We start from the raw sequence: 19,012 nt of genomic DNA, 5'->3' as shown, positions 1-19,012 counted from the left end.
AAAAATAGGGACCCTCGTAGATGCTAAATGTGCATATCCACTTGGTTGTCCCTCATTGCAGTGTTGTGCGCCAGTTCCACCCCACACCTAAATTCGGCGCATTGACGTTATTCGTTTAAGCTTTTTAGTCCATGCAGCCAGTATAAGCTTAATGCCTCAAAAATCCGTTTCCGGCTATCGGCGCTCATCTCGTGCTTTAATAAATCCAGAATCATATTGATGACATTGTTCGCGATGATCTTCAGCAGAATCATATTTTCTTCGGTTCCGATTTCGTATCTTTTATAATGATCCTTAATATAGGGCCTTTTAGTTTCGATCATCAGATCGATCAGCTCGTTTTTGGCATTGCTATATACGGTCCCTTTATTCTTTTCAAAAATAATAACAATCTGCCTGCTGTACTGGGTTAATATAGTTATTTGCTCTTGAACGATAGCTGATTTTTTCTCATTATTAACATCATCAAAAAAAGTCTGGTTATCGATGCGAATATTTTCCACTAACACATTCTTCAAATAGTCCACTAAAGACGGCGGAACAACCGAATAGAACAACTCTTTTTTATTTTTAAAATAAGTATAAATATTTCCAACAGAAATTTGAATTTCATCGGCAATATCGTTCATTTTGGCATCAGAGAAGCCTTTTTGGAAAAATACCTTTAAAGCGGCGGATTCAATTTCCTGTTTCACTTCATCTTTTTTAGACTGCATATTGCCCCTCACCTTTAATAATGAATTTATAATTCACTATTAAAAATAATTCAAAAGATTGAATTTGTCAAACCACATTCGTGATTCAGCCATTACAATATCTCGATATAGCCTTCTGTTCCATGCACACGAATTCGTTGCCCGTCTTTTATCAATTTGGTAGCATTCTCCACTCCGACAACTGCTGGCAAGCCATATTCACGCGCAATAACTGCCCCATGGGTCATTAGTCCACCAACTTCAGTAACTAGGCCTTTTACAGATACAAACAATGGAGTCCAGCTAGGGTCAGTAAATAAGGTAACTAATATATCTCCGTTTTCTAGATCAGCATCCTCCATGTTTAAGATGACACGCGCACGTCCCTCTATAACACCGGAAGAAACCGCTAAACCTACAATAGCTTCAGTTGGGAGGTTTTCTCGTTTATACTTACCCGCAATGATTTCACCTTCAGACGTAATAACACGTGGTGGAGTTAGTTTTTCAAATAATTTGTACTCTTCTTTGCGTTTGCTGATGATCTGGTAATCCAATTTATTTGTGCTTACAACTTCGCATAGTTCTCCAAAAGTGAGATAGTATATATCTTCTTTTTCAGGAATAACTCCCGATTGTATTAGTTGTTCAGCTTCTTTCAGTAAAGCTTGTTTATAAACGAAATAGCGATTAACCATGCCGTATTTTGGGTATTCTCTAAACCCGCTGAAATTCCGGATGAGATCAATCATTCGTTTTGTTTCATTCGCTTTTTGTTCACCATCGGGTAATTGCTTCAATCGATCTAATAGCTCTTGTTCTTTTTTCAAAGCTTCCTGTCGACCTTGCTCAAATTTCCGATGGCCAGCATTAGGTTTAAAGTTTTTGATATTACTGAGAATCATGGGGACAAGTGTAGTTGGTTTTTCGCTCCAACGAGTTCTTGTAAGATCGATTTCTCCGGTACATCGCATTCCGTATTTACTGAGATAGTCATAGAAAGCGTCTTGGGTTTCCTGCCCACCCTCAAAGCTAACCAGTTCATTTAAGAAATTATCATCTTTAACCTGCTGTAAATAATCAATGACTTCCGGATAAGGCCGAATCACATCTGCGAGATTGAGTAGCGCCAGACCCATTTCTGAAGTTATATTGCCTTGTACAGATTGAGAAAGCGTATCCGCTACGTTTTTTTCACCCAACCACTCGTTTATTTTTTCATTGATCCATGCTGAAGCATCCATAGCCGCCATAATCACACGCATACTTTGTGGGTTGAATAGAATCTTCTTTAACTGCTGCATATCTTCCAGAATAAAATCAAACAACTCCGCCCCTGATTTGGTTTGAATGTTTTGTTGCAACTCTTCTATCGAGGCTTGGTTGCTCTTAATGAGGTCAGAAACGATTGTCGGATCATTTTCGAGTTGTACTTGAGAATCACTAGGTGGCAGGCTTGCATTGCTCTTACTCGGAGTAGAAGCCTTTTCATTATCTGCCGAAAATTTCATAAAATCTTCTCGCTCTACGATGGTTATGAGTGCGTCTTTTATGAGGGGATCAGATTTACCTAAGGCTTCTATGATCATTTCTCTGCTGCCAGATGAAGCAAGACTTGGTGTGACATCAACAAACAATCTTCCGCCAGCTGTACGCATAGGTGCAGGAGTCGTTAACAGGTAAAAAGCCAATCCCAGCGGTTTCATGGGATCTGTCATCATTTGTTGATGACCAACAGATACATAAACGTGGTTTTCTTGATCATTCGCTTCTGGGATGGGGAATAAAGTCGTGATTGGCCGACTCTGGACGATATAAAATGTATCCTCAGCCAGACACCATTCGATATCTTGTGGGCAACCAAAATAAGCTTCAATCTGTCTGCCTATCCTTGCTAATTGTAAAATTTGTTGTTCAGTAAGTGTTTGAGTCTCTTGCTGATCGATTTCGATCTGCCGGGTCTCTGTTCCGCCTTCTTTTAATCCGTAAATAGCCAATTTTTTGGTCGCTATTCTCTTATCGACAATTTTCTCTTGCTGTACTTTATAACCATCGGCAGATACCAAGCCAGAGACCAGAGCTTCGCCAAGTCCAAAACTGGCATCGATGGATAGTAGTTTCCGGTTAGAAGTAATCGGATCAGCGGTAAATAAAATGCCTGAAGCCTGTGGAAAAACCATCCTTTGAACGATAACGGATAAATAAACTTGACTGTGGTCAAATCCATTTTGCATACGGTAGATTACGGCACGATCCGTAAATAGAGAAGCCCAACATTTGCTGATATGCTGAAGGATTGCTTCTATGCCGATGATATTTAAATAGGTATCTTGTTGACCTGCAAAAGAGGCATGTGGTAAATCTTCAGCGGTCGCACTAGAACGCACTGCATAAGCATGTTCATCACCCAGCTGGGTGAGATAGTGAGAAACTGCCTTCACAACATCGGAAGGAATTTCTGCTTCCATAATGATTTGCCGAATCTTCCTACTGATTTCACCGATTTGATCCCGATCTTCTACTTTTAGCATAGTTAGTTGATCCAACAAAGCATGATACGTTTGGTTCTGTTCGAGGGCTTGGTGATATCCTACTGTTGTAATACAGAATCCTTCTGGTACTTGTATTTCTTCTATTTGTGATAGTTTCCCTAAATTTAACCCTTTTCCGCCAACGAGCAAAAGCTGTGTATTGTCCACTTCCTGAAAACCGAGAACTAAAGAACGCATTTATTATCGCTCCTAACTATTAAATTGAGAAAAAAATTGACAAGAATTTAACGGCATGATAAAATAAATATATAAGATGAGATTTCCATGCCTAACTATAGAATTTCAGTCGTGAGTTGATTATATCATCGTGTCTTTTCATATGCAATATATAAGAATCTGATTAGATAAATCAGGTTCTTTTTTTGATTTCAGCTATCATTAGTGTTAAAGCAAATAAACCGTAGCCCCTCAAGTGGCCTACGGTTTATTTGCTTTAATATTAGAATGACGTAATAGGGTATATTATAATCCCTTCACTTCAAACTCATAGATTCGCGCTGCCGTATCGGCTCCCTGCGTAGGTTTGAGAATCAATAATTTTACATAGCGGGCTTTTACTAACGCAATTGAATCAGTCGACTCGGCAGCCGAGTTTCCTTGGACGTTGACGACATCCGTCCAGTTCGTTCCGTCGCTGCTGACCTGAATCGTATAATCACTGGTATTAAAACCGGTCCACTCTCCTCCGCTCTCAGCATGCTTGATGACAAAAGCGCTGAGTTGATGTTCGGCGCCGAGGTCGACCTGAAGCCAATGGGGCAGATTGCCAATTGCGCACCATTTACTGTTATCCGTCACTTTACCATCTACGGCGTTAGGTGCCCCTTCCTTTTCCCCACAGGCATGATCGGCTGTTGCAGTTTTACCAAGTGCCAGATTTTTCACTGCTCCAGCTTCCTTACTCACTGTGATAAGCGCTTTTTTCGTAATTGTGTCTTGGCCCGAGCTGTTAGTTGCAGTCAGCGTCACACTATAAACGCCTTCCTGAGCGAACGTCACAACTGGGTTCTTTGATGTGCTGACCGCGGGGCTTCCGCTTTCGAAGGTCCATGACCATCCTTCTGTCACTTCAGTCGACAGGTCGGTGAAGTTTACGCTCTCGCCTGGAGCGACTAGGGTTCGATCAGTTTTGAACTCCGCAGTCGGCTTTGGATAATCCGGCCAGCTGATCTTCACACTAGAGGATTGACCTTGCTCGTATCTTTCATTGACGGCAACAACCTTCAATACTGTGATAGTTTCTTTGTCTATTCTTCGCATCTCAGGAACGTAAAACACATGATTTGGTGTTGCACCTATGAACATCTCACTGCCATCTGGAAGCACTCGATAGATTTCGTATTGCTTGACCTGTTGGTCAAGCTGTTTCCACTGTAATCTGGCATCTCCATAAATACCATTGCGAAAATCAGTTTGAGTGACCTTAAGATCGCGAACCGCGGGTAGTGGTTTGATTGGGTCATTAGCATTTTGAATGGAGAGCTGGCCAATTTGAATGTTGTAATTATTAACCTCATTCTTAGAATCAAAATACAATGACAACGCTACGATCCGTTTCCCTTTGTATGGGGTCAAATTCAATGTGTCAGTTGTCCAGTCTGGCGATGTCTTATCCTTCACATTAAGGAAGATATATTGATCGGGCTGATCAGCGAATGCAAGACCAACCTTCAGGCTTGGCTTATTTTGTGTTTTGTACGTAATAGACAGCTTTGTGCTTGCTTCGATCTTAAGGTCGGTCTTGTAGAGCTTCAGATGTGTCGCATTGTTAGGGTTCAGTACGCCTGATACCTTCAACGAACTGCCGCCGTAATAGGCATCGGACCAATCGAGCACTGGTGAAAGCGGGGTACCTTTGCTGTCTGCAATCCAACGCCAGGAGGGAAGAATATCCTGCAGACTCCGGTTGTTCCAGCTTTTATCCCGCACCTGCTTCCCTCTTACAAAATATTTCTGTCCGCTTCCCGTGTTGAAGTTGGTGGTGAAAGGCAGCTCATTGATTGGTGATGATTCGATCACATCGTTAGCGATACCTTTCCAGGCTTGATCGCTCGAGGTGTTACTCGGATTCCCGTTTGGACCCACCCAGAATTTGTTCTCGCGTACGAAGAAATCTTCCATACTCTCTGCGCTGTTAAAAGCCCAATCGGGGCGGTAAATACCAAGGGAAGTAACGGCAGGATCTTTATCCGGAAACAACAGATTCCAGTTCACCTTTGTATCGTAACCCTTGGCTTCGACATCGATGCCTGCATACAAGTCATAAGGACTTCTGCCCAAGCTTCTAGCCTTCTCTGCCGAGCTTTTAAGATCCTTCCACCAAAAGTTCAGGAACATATTGTCTGTTATTTGCTTTTTATTGTCTTGCAGGAACATCGCATTCTTGTCGTTAAGTGCATTTTGCCAACTAATACTGCCCTCATTGGTCATGGAATCATACCATACGATGTGCATAGAATTTGACTTGTGCGATTCCAGATAACTTAGGAAAGCTTTCATTTGCTGTGCGTCAGCCGGAGTTCCGCCCTCAGTCTCCTGGTTAATAAACCAGCCGTCAAATCCGTAATGGCTCGCAACCTGGATCAACTTGTCAGCAGCAGGAAAGGATCCGTCACTATTCTGCTGAAGCATCTGCTTGACCCATTCATACTTCCCGCCATATACGGTTGGTGGGAAGAATACCGTTCCGATGATCGGCACGCCATTTTTATGAGCCGCGTCGATCGTATCAGCGCTTGGAGGTACGATGATCCCTTCGCCCGCGGAACCACCCCAATAGACCAGCTTGTCAACATATTGCCAATAGGTAAATGTGTTAGCTTCGAATTTGCTTGAACCCTGCGATGGAACTCCGCTTGTTCCCGGGTTCAGTGCAGATAAAGCCATGACTTTTGGCGCTTTGGTTGCATGAGCGTTGACCCCATCTGCTACAAAACGGTCCTGCAGCGGGACTGTGCTCCGGTTAAATGCCGCATCCGGGTCGGATGCCGGACTCCACTGAAGCAATTGCTCCGGAAACCAATAGGATGAATAAGGCTGTTTCGCGAACGCAGTTGTGGATAAGGCTGCGCACATCACAAGTAAGAATATAAAACCTGCCCCAATCTTTTTCATGCCATACTCCTCCAATCGATTGATTAAATGATTGCGCTTACATTTTATCAAGTTGGACAAAGCTATAGATAGTGGATTAATGGCAAGTTCAGGTGCATTTATTACAGGTCGTCAGCCTAGGCTATAATCCCAGTGGGGAATTTGCTCCTTGAAATTTGATATTTATATACAAAAAGCCGCAATTATGCGGCTATTAAATGTTTATGATAAGGTATAGCGTCAGTTATTACGCTTTTAGGTTTAAAAGAAAATGCCGTGTGTCCTGATAAGCCTCTGTCCAGCCCATCTTAGCATAGAATCGAAGTCCATCGAGTCCCTTAAAATAATAGGCACCGATTAGCCGCTCCTCAAAATTCGGGGTCACTATTCTAGCTTTCTTTTGATAATTTTGATATGTGTTAATGACATCACACCAAGGCATATGCTTGTCGAGAACCGCAAGGTCTATGAGAGAATCGCCATACATGCAATTTCCATCAATAATGCCGGTTATCCGTGTTCCGTTGGACAACATATTCCACTGTTGAAAATCTCCGTGTATAAAGCTTCTATTAGATTCATTATAGGGTACATAGGTCATCAAACGACTATAGATTTCTTCGTATACGTCTCTTTCCAAGCAAGACGTGCGGAAGAGTTCATGCCAATTCTCCCAGAATGTCCCCGTCTGATCTTCCGCATTTACGGCAATGACGAAGTCTTTCCAAGATGAATAGGAACCATTGCCGTCAGGTCCGATCCAACCATAACCGTTAGTTCCCCCAATATCCGCTTCGGCCATTCTTGTTAAAATGCCGATAATTTCTGGCATCAGACGGGTTTGTTCCTCTGCTGTACAATCGGATAGATTGCGACCTTCCATTCGCTCCATGATCAAATAGGTTAACTGATTAGTCCTCCCTAACCCCAAACATTTTGGGAAAGGGATACCTTGGTCGAGTAGCAAATTAGATACAAATTGTTCGGTCTCATATGCTCGTTCCAAATCGCTGAATTTCACAACATAGTCTTTTCCTTCTAAAATAAAAGAAAACACGTTGCTTATATTGCCGCCAGACAACGGTGTAATCTCAGCCGCTCCCTGTCCAAGATGATTCCACAGTACTTTTTCAATTTCACTCATGGTCAATTCCGGTTTTTCGTAAGCCATATTTACTCCAACTCCTGCTTATTTGAGTCTACATATGAATTTATCCGCAGCATATCAAAAACACCCTCATCCTAAATATCTCGTTTCTCATACTCAAAGGGTTCATCACATGAGTAAATTTCATGGAAAAATCCTACATATGGGATATCGTCTTCTAGACATTTTATACGATATGACAGCTCTTCATCGCATTCCGGATCTTCACCATTGTTCCGCATTACCTCGAATGCATCAACGATGTTTTCCATGAGGGTTACTTGGATAAACAATGGCAATGTTTCTAACATCGAATCTTCGATCCTGGTCTCGGATCTGTAGCCATCAAGGACTGTTTTAAAATAATCATCCATAAACTTTTTGCGTTTATCAGTGTCTTGTTCAAATTGTATCCAGCCCACTCCAAGTGTCCAAAGATTTGCCAGGTCATACATATACCAACAAAAGCAGGAGTTATCGAAATCAAAAACAGTTATTTGCCCTGTATCAAAATCGATCATATAATTCCCATCGCAGTAATCAAAATGAACCATCCCAAAAGACTCGTGATTCCTGTCCATCCCTTCTAAGGTTGTTAAGAGATCTACCAGTTTCTCCTTCAAAAGAGATAACGAGTTAGGTATTAGCTTATCTATATAATCGGCATTGTATTTATCAAAAAAATCATACCGAGAATGGACAGGTGTATAACCCTTCGACAATTGATGCATTTTCCCAAGAACTTTGCCACAGTTATAATAGTATTCCGTAATAGGAACGCCTTCCCGATACTGATAATTATTTTCCGCGAGCATCCCCCCCTTGGCCTTTTCAAACAAGCAGACAAAAAAGGTATGATTATTAAGAGTTATCGTTTCCAGCAGATTCCCCTTCTGGGAGTTGACCACATTCGAAACACTGCCGCCATGCTCGTACAAATACCTGATATATTCCACTTCACCCAAAATATCTTCTCGGCTTCTGTCACTTAAAAAGGCAATTCTGATTATTTTTGCTTCAGAATCAGCTTTATCACAGTTATATGCGACATTCCGTCCTCCTTCATGTGCATTGATAAGCCTGATTTCATAACCTTCCAATCCGTACAATTCCATCACTAATGGAAGTAAGTGTGTATCAGCGATTTTAATAACCTCGTTATAATTCAGAATATCTCTCCTCTCAACTTCTTCAATATATGGATAGTTTACCAGTTCCAGCAGATAAACAGGATGGAGAAAACAACTATAACTGAACTATCCTGCTTCATTAGGTCATCGTTCCTAGGTACACACGAATTAAAATATCTTGGTCATGGTTACCGAATCCAGCCCCATAAAGTGTCAAACCACCAACATTAACAGCCTTCTCGTCAACTGCGAACCGAAGCGTCCAGAATTGTTCCCGTAGCAAAATATCTGCGACAGTAATGTCCGACATCCTTTCTTCATCAATAAATGTGCCCGAAGTGTCAATGCGGATCGTCTTCAATAACCCGTATTGATTTACATTCCGATGCCACCAATCCGGAGTATATATGCCTCGTGCCGCTCTTCCAAAGTCTGCCGGACTGGTCCAAGTTCCAAGCTTCACACCGTTAAAAAAGAACTCAATATCCGAAGGCCAATGATCTTTCAAGCCTGGCGCTTCAGAAGCAATTTCCATTGAAATCTCGATGGCCTCGGGCATTTGACCGGGAAGTAAGTAGTTAGGCGTTTTGTACTCTACGTAACCTCTCCCAAACCACAAAATGCCGGCGTTGACCCGCTCGGGATCGAGAAAATAGCGGGGATCGTCCCAAACCCCAATCTCTTTCTCTTGTGTCCCAAGACCACATGTAGGATGGACATCAAACGAGGTATAATGACCGACTGAAATGGTCTGCTCTCTGATCCTCGGGGTTTGTGTGGCAGTGGGGAGTTCGATTTCAACTCTTTTTTGTTTAAGGAAACACATTTTGTGCGTTCCTCCGTTTAGGCGTATCCTGTGACTTCCTGTAAGTCCAGCTTGTTCGAGCTTTCGGATATGCATAGTAACTATGGAAGGACTAAGCTCTAACTTAGCCGCGATCTCCTTCACATTCATTTCATTATCTGCAATGAGGCTCATAATCCTCCATCTGACTTCGCTTGCCAGCGCTTCATATAACGCCATGAATTTTGCTTCGCCGTTTGCTTTGATCATCATCATAATCACCTGACCTGTGCTTATTGAAATTACATATATATTAATTTAATAAATATAACGTATATCTTCAACCCCGATTCATTGAAAAATTATAAGCAATAGTGTTTAATTTTCTTAGTAGTTGAATATATTGAATTCTTATTTATATGAATTTATTAATGAGGTGGAGAAATGAAATACAATAATCCGGTCATCAAAGGGTTTTATCCTGATCCCAGCGCATGTAAAGTTGAAGACACTTATTATTTGGTCTGCAGTTCCTTTCAGTATTTTCCCGGTGTTCCGATTTTTGAAAGCAAAGATTTAATTAATTGGACCCAAATCGGTCATTGCTTAACCCGAAAGAACCAGATTCAACTGGATACTGTGGACAGCTCCGGTGGTGTATTCGCCCCCACCCTGCGGTACAATAATGGACGATTCTACATGACGACCACTAATGACACTCTGCGCCAGAACTTCTATGTCTGGACTGACAATATTTACGGCGAATGGTCTGATCCGATTAATGTAGATCAAGGCGGTATTGATCCGGATTTGTATTTTGAAGACGGCAAAACGTATTTCATGAGTAATGGGACAGACGATTACGGAGTTAATGGTATAGTCCAATGTGAAATTGAAATTGAAACTGGGCAGAAGCTGTCGTCAAGCCGTTCAATCTGGCAAGGATCCGGTGGGCGTTATTTGGAGAGTCCTCATTTATACAAAATTAATGGACAATACTATCTACTAGCTGCTGAGGGTGGAACCGAATATGGGCATATGGTTACTTATGCAAGGGGCAATTCTCCTACTGGTCCATTCGAAGCCTACCCGCATAACCCCGTATTGACTAATCGAAATTTAGGCGGTTACGAGCTTCAGGGAGTTGGACATGGAGATTTGGTACAAGACCATGAGGGGGATTGGTGGCTGTTACATCTTGGATTCCGGCAGACTGGCCAGTATCTTACCTATCACCATTTGGGGCGCGAGGTTTTTCTAACTCCGATTACCTTTGGCGAGGATGGATGGTTTACAGCAGGTCATGAAGGTACCACACTTATAAGTTTCGAGACTGATCGTATTGCGGACACAGTCATTCAGCAGGAGAAAAGAGTCTTTACGTTCGAGAACACAGATTGGAATTTGGACTGGTGTTACCTGCGTCACCCGGTTACAGAAAATTATCGGTTAGAAGCTGATAAAATAAAGCTTAAAGGAACTGCAGTTACGTTAGATATCCCGGCTACTCCGACATTTATTGGTATTCGTCAAAAAGATTTTAACGCAATTATTTCGTGCCAAGTCAGCCTTACGAATGGTGAAGCCGGAATTACACTTTACATGGACGAAAATCACCATTATGATTTGGCCTTGCGTAAACATCCAGAGGGTTATGAGATTATCGAACGGCTGAATATCGGAGATATCAAATCCATTGAAAAAACAAAAAATATAGGTCAGTGCAACCATGCTTCATTAGTTGTCAAAAGCAGTCCAACGCATTATCAATTTTATATCCAGGTAGACGGTATTGAGATCTTACTCGGAGCTGCGCAAACCAAATATCTATCCTCTGAAATAGCCGGAGGATTCACAGGTGTGCTTATTGGTTTGTACGCCACTGGAGAAGATCAAGATTATAATGCGATATTCACAAGCTTTAGCTGCCTTTATTCTTAAACCTTCAAATTAAAATGAACTGTTCAAGGCTAAGGGTCTTATAAATAAAAGAGGGGTTAACCCCTTAATTATGGTTAACCCCTCTTTTATCAAAACCAACAAGATCCTAAGAAAAATTAGATATCCAGCTTCCTTGTACTTAACGCTTTTACCATTACAGGATCTCTATGTGAAAAGAACAAGCTCTCTTTTGTGTTTAACAGCGCAATTTGTTCTATATCCTCTGAGTTTAATTCAAAGTCAAAGATATTAAAGTTTTCAATTATTCTTTCTTTCCGGACAGACTTTGGAATCACAACAACTCCTCTTTGCGTCAACCAGCGTAAAACCACTTGGGCAACAGATTTATTATATTTTTGGGCTATTGATACTAAAACTTCGTTCTGAAACATGTTGTTTTTACCTTCAGCAAATGGACCCCATGATTCAATCTGAACATTGTTTTCTTTCATGAATGCAGCACTTTCAATTTGTTGGCAGAAGGGATGTGTCTCAACTTGATTAACTGCAGGAGTTACTTCATTATGAATAATCAAATCAATCAGACGATCGTTCTGGAAGTTACTTACGCCAATCGCTCTTATTTTTCCTTCACGGTACAATTCCTCCAGCGCCCGCCAAGAACCATGCACATCACCAAATGGCTGATGAATTAAATACAAATCCAAATAATCAAGTTGCAATCTTGAAAGGGATTTTTCAAATGCTTCCTTTGTACGTTCGTATCCTGTATCTTGAACCCATAATTTCGTAGTAATAAATAGATCCTCTCTTGGTACTCCACTCCGTTTGAGGGCTCTTCCCACCGCTTCTTCGTTTAGGTATGAGGCTGCGGTATCTATCAGTCGATAACCTGACATGATCGCATCGTAAACAGCTTGTTCACATTCAGCTGCATCTTGAATTTGAAAAACCCCAAAACCAAGTATCGGCATTTCAACACCATTGTTCAAAATAACTTTTTGCATAAAAAATCCTCCTATTAGTTGATGATATAGCTCTATTTAAAAGTGTGAACTATCAATATCCATTTTAGACAAAGCTTCATTTAGACTATCTACATCTTCCTTTGTTAATTTGAGATCAGCTCCATATAGGTTTTCTTCTAATCTGTTTAATTTTGTAGTGCCTGGAATTGGAATGATATATGGTTTTTGAGCTAATTCCCACGCGAGTACGACTTGAGCTGGTGCTGCATTTTTACTTTTTGCAACTTGAGTAATTAAATCTAATAACACTTGATTATGATCAATCACATCAGGTTTGAATCTTCCCATGAAACTTCGATAGTCACCTTCATCATATTTGGTTTCCTTGGTATATTTACCACTTAAGAAACCATTTCCTAATGGACTGTAAGCGATAAAAGCAATTCCTAATTCTTCACAAAGTTCAAACAACTCTTTTTCCGGTTCACGCCACATCATGGAGTACTGATTTTGGGTTGCAGTAATCGAACATACAGCATGTGCTCGTTTCATATAATCAATCGGTGCATTTGAGACACCCCATGTTTTAATCTTCCCTTCAGCTATTAAATCTTTCATTGTTTCAGCGACAGCTTCAGGTTCGACATTTGGATCCACTCGGTGCTGATAATATAAATCAATGCAATTGACCTTCAACCTTTTTAATGAACCTTCTATTTGTTCACGAATAGAATCTGGTGTGCTATTCAAAATAAGTTGAGGTTGACCGTCTACAGCTTCTTGTCCTAAAATTCCGAATTTAGTTGCAATCACAACTTGATCTCTTTGTGGTGCAAGGGCTTCGCCTACTAATTCCTCATTGGAATCTCCATAAAAAGCAGCAGTATCAAAGAAATTACATCCTAGTTCAACTGCTCTGCGAATTAATTTAACCATTTCATTACGATCTGCTGGCTTTCCATAGGCATGATCCATTCCCATACAGCCAAACCCTATTGCCGAAACTTCCAAGCCACTATTTCCTAATTTACGCATTTGCATCTGTGATCTTCCTTTCGCATGAAGTTCAGTCAAAGTTCAAGGCTCGACGTAGTCTGCATTATTTTCAGCACGTTAATCCAGCTAAATTAGTTTGGGTACTATTTTAGTATGCAACAATTTTTCACAAAACAGATATCATAATAGTATTAAATCATTGCCTATTCCTCTCATTTCATTGAATCCTCCCTATGTATGAGTCACTTTATATCGACTACAAGGATTTCAAACCAAATCTTAAGATTAGATAAATATTGATTCTGCTCCCTTTAAAACAAATTCCCCACAGGTAATAATGGATACAAACCTACTATTGGAGTGAACAGTAATGATTAACATACTCGTTGTTGAAGATGATAAGCATGTAAGAAGACTTCTTGAAGCTGTTCTGAAACGCGAAGGATATGATGTTGTAACTGCTGAAGACGGAGTTAAAGCTTTGGAGGTCCTTGATTCACAGCATATTGATCTAATCATTCTGGATATCATGATGCCTAATATGGATGGTTATGAATTCGCCAAGGAAGTAAGAGATGCCGATAGCTTGGTCCCCATTCTTATGGCTACAGCAAAACAGCTGCCTGAAGATAAGAAAAAGGGGTTCCGGATTGGAACTGATGATTATATGACCAAACCCATTGATACCGAAGAAATGCTGCTCAGAATCCAAGCGCTGCTTCGCCGTTCACAAATCGCAAGTGCCCGCAAATTAGTAGTGGGTAAAGTGATCCTTGATTATGACGCATTGACAGTAACCCGGGAGGACGAGAGACAAACGCTACCGCAAAAAGAATTCTATTTGTTGTATAAGTTATTGTCTTATCCTGAACGGATTTTCACGCGCATCCAGCTTATGGACGAGATATGGGGCATGGAAAGTGAAAGTACGGATACAACCGTTAATGTGCATATCAATCGCCTGCGGAAACGGGTTGACGCTTATCCAGAGTTTGAACTGGTTTCCGTCAGAGGTCTTGGATACAAGGCGGTGCGAAGCCAGTGAGCAAAATAAGTAACAAGCTCAGCAACAGAATCAGCCTTCCCATCTATTTTTCTCTTATCATATTTTTCATCTTTCTTATTACCGTTGTGATTACAGGACTACTCTTCTTTCTCGCACAGGTTTTTGGTTTGTTGAACGAAGAGCTTGCCCAGGATGGATTCGTACTACCCATAATGGTATTAATCGCTTGTACAATTATCGGTACCACGATATCAGCCATCACAAGCCGGAAAATGGTAAAATCCATCCGGTTATTTATTGAGGCCACAGAGCGTCTTGCCAGCGGTGACTTCTCCATGCGGCTCCAGCTCAAAAGCCCGCCAGAGTTTGAAATTTTATCAGAGAATTTTAACCGGATGGCTGAAGAGCTTGGGGGTATCGAAATTCTGCGAACCGATTTTGTGAATAATTTTTCCCATGAATTCAAAACACCGATTGTATCTATTAAAGGGTTTGCCGAAGTCTTAAAGAACGATGATCTTACCAAAGAAGAACGGAATGAATATCTAGATATTGTCATTGAGGAATCGACCAGACTTGCCTCCCTTGCTTCGAATGTACTGGAGCTGACGCAGGTTGAGACGCAAAAGATTCTGACAAACAAAATGCGGTTTAATGTTGGGGAACAAATTCGCCAGTCTGTGCTTTTACTGGCTGCCAAATTTGAGAAGAAGCACCTGAAGCTGAATGTTAATATTCAGGATTATGAACTCTCCGGCAATAAAGAGCTTTTAAATCAGGTTTGGTTAAATTTATTGGATAACGCGATCAAATTCACTCCTGAACATGGCGAAATTGAAGTTAACATGAAGAAAAACGAAGATAACCTGTTGATTCTAGTTCGTGACTGCGGAAGCGGTATTCATCCTGAGGCTCTTCCCAAGATATTCGATAAATTTTATCAGCAGGATACTTCCCACTCTACTGCAGGCAATGGACTTGGATTAGCAATTGTTAAAAAAATCATTCATCTACACCATGGAACCATTTCTTGCGAAAGCATTCCATTACAAGGAACCACATTTACAGTTACGATTCCGATTGGAATGTAGTACGAGCCCTGGAGAACCTCATCGTTCTTTCAGGGTTTTTTTATTTTTCAGAAAAGTTAACTTTCAGTTTATCTTCTTTCGTTATCATTTAAGCAACGCCACATAAAGGAGTCAGATGTATGGTAACTATACTTAAGTACTTAAAACCGAAGGAATGGGCCCTAATCGGTATCAGCATCCTATTCATTGTCACACAGGTATGGCTGGATCTGGAATTGCCCGGTTATATGAGCGAGATTACTCGTCTTGTACAGATACCAGGGAGTGGAATGAGCGAAATCATTGCAGCCGGAGGCTGGATGTTGCTCTGTGCCCTTGGCAGCTTAGCCACATCAATTATAGTGGCAGGGATCGCCGCTAAAATTGCCGCCAACTTCTCTTCAAGATTACGCTCCAAATTGTTTGATAAGGTACAGTCTTTCTCTATGGAAGAAATCAACAACTTCTCTACAGCTAGTTTAATTACCCGTTCAACAAATGACATTACACAAGTGCAAATGCTGATTGTCATCGGTCTGCAACTGCTGGTGAAGGCTCCCATCCTTGCCGTTTGGGCAATGCTCAAAATTACAGGCAAGAGTTGGCAGTGGTCGCTTGCTACCGGTGTCGCCATTGGGGTATTGATTCTTATTGTCGGCATAGTGATCGTGCTAGTGCTTCCGAAATTCCAAAAATTGCAGCAACTGACTGATAATCTTAATCGTGTTGCAAGAGAGAATCTTACCGGCCTTCGTGTCATTCGTGCGTATAATGCGGAAAGCTACCAGGAAGATAAATTTAGTGTAGCCAACAGCGAGCTTACCCGAACGAATTTATTCGCCAATAATGTACTGTCCATGATGATGCCAAGTATTTCTCTGATTATGAGCGGTTTAAGTCTCGCAATATATTGGATTGGTGCTATTTTGATTCAAAATGCCAATGGTACGGCGAAGATGGGCTTATTTTCAGATATGATTGTCTTCTCATCCTATGCGATGCAGGTGGTTATGGCATTCATGATGCTGATCATGATTTTTATCCTGATGCCTCGTGCCCATGTATCCGCTAAAAGAATCAATGAAGTGCTGGATACTAAGCCAAGCTTAGAGAACGGATCACTTACTTCCTCCAGGGCAAATCGGTTGGGTGAGGTCGAATTCAAAAATGTCAGCTTTAAATATCCGGATGCAGAAGAATACGTTATTGAAGATATCAGCTTTACGGTGAAAAAAGGAGAAACTGTAGCCTTCATCGGTTCAACCGGATGCGGAAAAAGTACCGTCGTGAACCTGATTCCTCGCTTTTATGATGCTACAGCAGGTGAAGTGTTGGTGGATGGAATTAATGTTAACCAATATGAGCAAACTGCACTGCGCAATAAAATGGGATATGTATCTCAGAAAGCGATTTTGTTTGGCGGCACGGTGAGCTCTAATGTTGCTTTTGGCGATAATGGCAGTGATCTGTCCTCTGATGTTGTTGATGCCATTTACACCTCTCAAGCTTCAGATTTTGTTGAAAAGATGGAAGGAAGCTACGAGGCTCATGTCTCTCAAGGCGGTACGAACTTGTCTGGCGGTCAAAAACAACGTCTTTCCATTGCCCGAGCCATTGCCCGTCGTCCTGAAATATTAATCTTCGACGATTCCTTCTCAGCGCTTGATTATAAGACGGATCGCAAATTGCGAAGTGAATTGAAGAAAAAATCCAGCGGTACAACGATACTAATCGTTGCCCAACGGATCGGTACAATCAAAGATGCAGACAAAATCATTGTACTGGAAGCCGGACGAATGGCAGGCATGGGAACACATGATGAATTGATGCAGACCTGTGATGTCTACCAAGAGATTGCTTACTCACAACTTTCAAAGGAGGAGCTAGCTTAATGAACAAAAGCAAAGAGCAACTCAACACGTGGAGCAAACTTCTCCACTATTGCAGAAAATATATCCCTGTAGTTCTTATAGCTATTATTAGTGCAGCAATCGGTACGGTTCTGACTCTGCTTGGACCGGATAAGCTTTCGGAGATGACAGACTTGATCACGGCCGGCCTCGTCACCGGAATTGATATGGAAGCAGTAACTTCTATCGGCCTTTTCCTTGTATTTATCTATATCCTTAGCGCTGTGTTATCTTTGGTACAAGGATTAATTATGTCCGCAGTTACGCAAAAGGTCTCCAAAAACTTAAGAGCCGATCTCTCACGCAAAATGAACAAACTTCCGATCTCTTATTATAATAATTCTACAACCGGTGACATCCTGTCCCGGGTTACCAACGATGTGGATACGATCGGGCAAGCTTTAAACCAAAGCGTAGGCACATTGGTAACTGCCCTTGCCCTCTTTACGGGATCCATCATCATGATGTTCAAAACAAATGTAATCATGACTATTACGGCGGTAGTTGCAACTATCATTGGCTTTGGCCTCATAGCGGCAATTATGAAAAAATCCCAAAAGTATTTTCAAAGTCAGCAAGAATACTTAGGGAAAATCAATGGCCATGTGGAGGAAGTATATACAGGACATACTGTAGTGAAAGCCTACAATGGTGAATCACAAATGCGCAATACATTTGAATCCCTGAATATGAATCTCAAAGATAGTGCATTTAAAGCGCAGTTCCTCTCCGGTCTTATGATGCCGATTATGATGTTTATAGGCAATCTAGGTTTTGTGGCCGTTTGTGTAGTTGGTGCTGTACTTGCTATGAACGGAACGATATCCTTTGGGGTCATTGTAGCCTTTATACTGTATGTCCGTTACTTTACACAACCGCTCTCTCAGATTGCTCAAGCCGCACAAAGTCTGCAATCGGCTTCCGCGGCAAGCAAACGTGTCTTTGAGTTCCTCGATGCTGACGAAATGGACAATGAAAGTCATAAAGAAAGACATCTTAAAACTGCTGTGGGCAAAGTTGATTTTGAACATGTGCAATTTGCTTATGAAAATTCAGATAAACTTGTGATTAAAGATTTTTCTGCAGAGATTAAGCCTGGGCAAAAAATTGCTATAGTCGGCCCTACCGGCGCAGGTAAAACTACACTGATAAATCTTCTAATACGGTTTAATGAATTAAAGGGCGGAGAGATTTATATTGATGATACCCCCATCAGCAGCTTAACAAGAGAAAACATCCATGATCTATTCTGTATGGTCTTGCAGGACACCTGGCTTTTTGAGGGCACTATCAGGGAAAATCTGGTGTACAACAAAACAGGTGTAACCGATAAAGAAGTTGAAGATGCTTGTAAGTCGGTAGGCTTGCATCATTTCATTCAGACCTTAAGTGCCGGTTACAATACCATACTAAATGACAAGGTTAATTTATCCACCGGCCAAAAGCAACAGCTTACCATCGCCCGCGCGATGCTCAAGAATGCTCCAATGCTCATCCTCGATGAAGCTACAAGCTCAGTCGATACAAGAACAGAGCTCTTGATTCAGCAGGCAATGGATAAGCTTATGGAAGGAAGAACCTCCTTTGTTATTGCGCATAGACTCTCAACCATTAAGAACGCCGATGTGATTCTGGTTCTGAAGGAAGGCGATATCCTGGAAAGCGGCAGCCACGAAGAACTACTTGCCAAAAATGGTTTCTATGCGGAGCTTTATAATAGCCAATTCGACCAAGCCTCTTAAGGCCTAGTTGACACTGT

The 19,012-nt window shown here is 41.4% G+C and carries 13 protein-coding genes; 5 read left to right on the top strand and 8 right to left on the bottom strand.

Going from position 1 to position 19,012, the window contains the following annotated elements:
- Positions 1-107 precede the first annotated feature (107 nt).
- The 6 genes from MHB37_RS16440 to MHB37_RS16415 all read right to left on the bottom strand — a co-directional run bounded on the left by MHB37_RS16440 (position 108) and on the right by MHB37_RS16415 (position 9,671).
- Positions 108-716, bottom strand: coding sequence for a TetR/AcrR family transcriptional regulator (locus tag MHB37_RS16440; RefSeq protein WP_076133162.1), 609 nt, complete (start codon positions 714-716; stop codon positions 108-110).
- Between the two features lie 92 nt (positions 717-808).
- On the bottom strand, positions 809-3,424 hold the full coding sequence (gene ppsA, locus MHB37_RS16435) for a phosphoenolpyruvate synthase (RefSeq protein ID WP_405168258.1): 2,616 nt from the start codon (positions 3,422-3,424) through the stop codon (positions 809-811).
- Positions 3,425-3,709: 285 nt separating this feature from the next.
- Positions 3,710-6,361, bottom strand: a complete 2,652-nt coding sequence (locus MHB37_RS16430) for an endo-beta-N-acetylglucosaminidase (protein ID WP_405168257.1) — start codon at positions 6,359-6,361, stop codon at positions 3,710-3,712.
- A gap of 226 nt (positions 6,362-6,587) precedes the next feature.
- Positions 6,588-7,511 carry a phosphotransferase family protein gene (locus tag MHB37_RS16425; RefSeq protein ID WP_076184961.1) on the bottom strand — a complete coding sequence of 308 codons (924 nt, stop codon included), beginning with the start codon at positions 7,509-7,511 and terminating at the stop codon, positions 6,588-6,590.
- Positions 7,512-7,582: 71 nt separating this feature from the next.
- Complete coding sequence (locus MHB37_RS16420) at positions 7,583-8,602, bottom strand: phosphotransferase enzyme family protein (RefSeq protein ID WP_405168256.1); 1,020 nt, start codon at positions 8,600-8,602, stop codon at positions 7,583-7,585.
- Between the two features lie 154 nt (positions 8,603-8,756).
- The gene (locus MHB37_RS16415; protein WP_076130610.1) at positions 8,757-9,671 is read right to left on the bottom strand and encodes a transcriptional regulator; all 915 of its coding nucleotides are present in this window, start codon (positions 9,669-9,671) and stop codon (positions 8,757-8,759) included.
- A gap of 174 nt (positions 9,672-9,845) precedes the next feature.
- Here MHB37_RS16415 and MHB37_RS16410 point away from each other — a divergent pair, with 174 nt between their 5' ends.
- Positions 9,846-11,342: a glycoside hydrolase family 43 protein gene (locus MHB37_RS16410; RefSeq protein ID WP_076190317.1), complete on the top strand. Its 1,497-nt coding sequence runs from the start codon at positions 9,846-9,848 to the stop codon at positions 11,340-11,342.
- A gap of 116 nt (positions 11,343-11,458) precedes the next feature.
- Here MHB37_RS16410 and MHB37_RS16405 read toward each other — a convergent pair whose 3' ends face one another.
- On the bottom strand, positions 11,459-12,310 hold the full coding sequence (locus tag MHB37_RS16405) for an aldo/keto reductase (protein WP_405168255.1): 852 nt from the start codon (positions 12,308-12,310) through the stop codon (positions 11,459-11,461).
- Between the two features lie 36 nt (positions 12,311-12,346).
- The gene (locus MHB37_RS16400; protein WP_076190318.1) at positions 12,347-13,312 is read right to left on the bottom strand and encodes an aldo/keto reductase; all 966 of its coding nucleotides are present in this window, start codon (positions 13,310-13,312) and stop codon (positions 12,347-12,349) included.
- A 325-nt stretch (positions 13,313-13,637) separates the two neighbouring features.
- Here MHB37_RS16400 and MHB37_RS16395 point away from each other — a divergent pair, with 325 nt between their 5' ends.
- From MHB37_RS16395 to MHB37_RS16380, 4 genes are all read left to right on the top strand, one after another.
- The gene (locus tag MHB37_RS16395; protein WP_076184972.1) at positions 13,638-14,312 is read left to right on the top strand and encodes a response regulator transcription factor; all 675 of its coding nucleotides are present in this window, start codon (positions 13,638-13,640) and stop codon (positions 14,310-14,312) included.
- The gene (locus tag MHB37_RS16390; RefSeq protein WP_081386330.1) at positions 14,309-15,364 is read left to right on the top strand and encodes a HAMP domain-containing sensor histidine kinase; all 1,056 of its coding nucleotides are present in this window, start codon (positions 14,309-14,311) and stop codon (positions 15,362-15,364) included. Before MHB37_RS16395 ends, MHB37_RS16390 begins: the two co-directional genes overlap by 4 nt.
- A 119-nt stretch (positions 15,365-15,483) precedes the next feature.
- A complete protein-coding gene (locus MHB37_RS16385) occupies positions 15,484-17,235 on the top strand; it encodes an ABC transporter ATP-binding protein (RefSeq protein ID WP_076190319.1) in 1,752 nt (583 codons plus the stop codon).
- Positions 17,235-18,995, top strand: a complete 1,761-nt coding sequence (locus MHB37_RS16380; protein WP_036677200.1) for an ABC transporter ATP-binding protein — start codon at positions 17,235-17,237, stop codon at positions 18,993-18,995. The genes MHB37_RS16385 and MHB37_RS16380 overlap by 1 nt, the downstream gene beginning before the upstream one ends.
- Positions 18,996-19,012: the final 17 nt, after the last annotated feature.

Source organism: Paenibacillus sp. FSL H3-0286, from assembly GCF_045040705.1.
Classification (GTDB): domain Bacteria; phylum Bacillota; class Bacilli; order Paenibacillales; family Paenibacillaceae; genus Paenibacillus_AQ; species Paenibacillus_AQ odorifer.
This window is presented reverse-complemented; position numbering and strand designations above follow the sequence as displayed.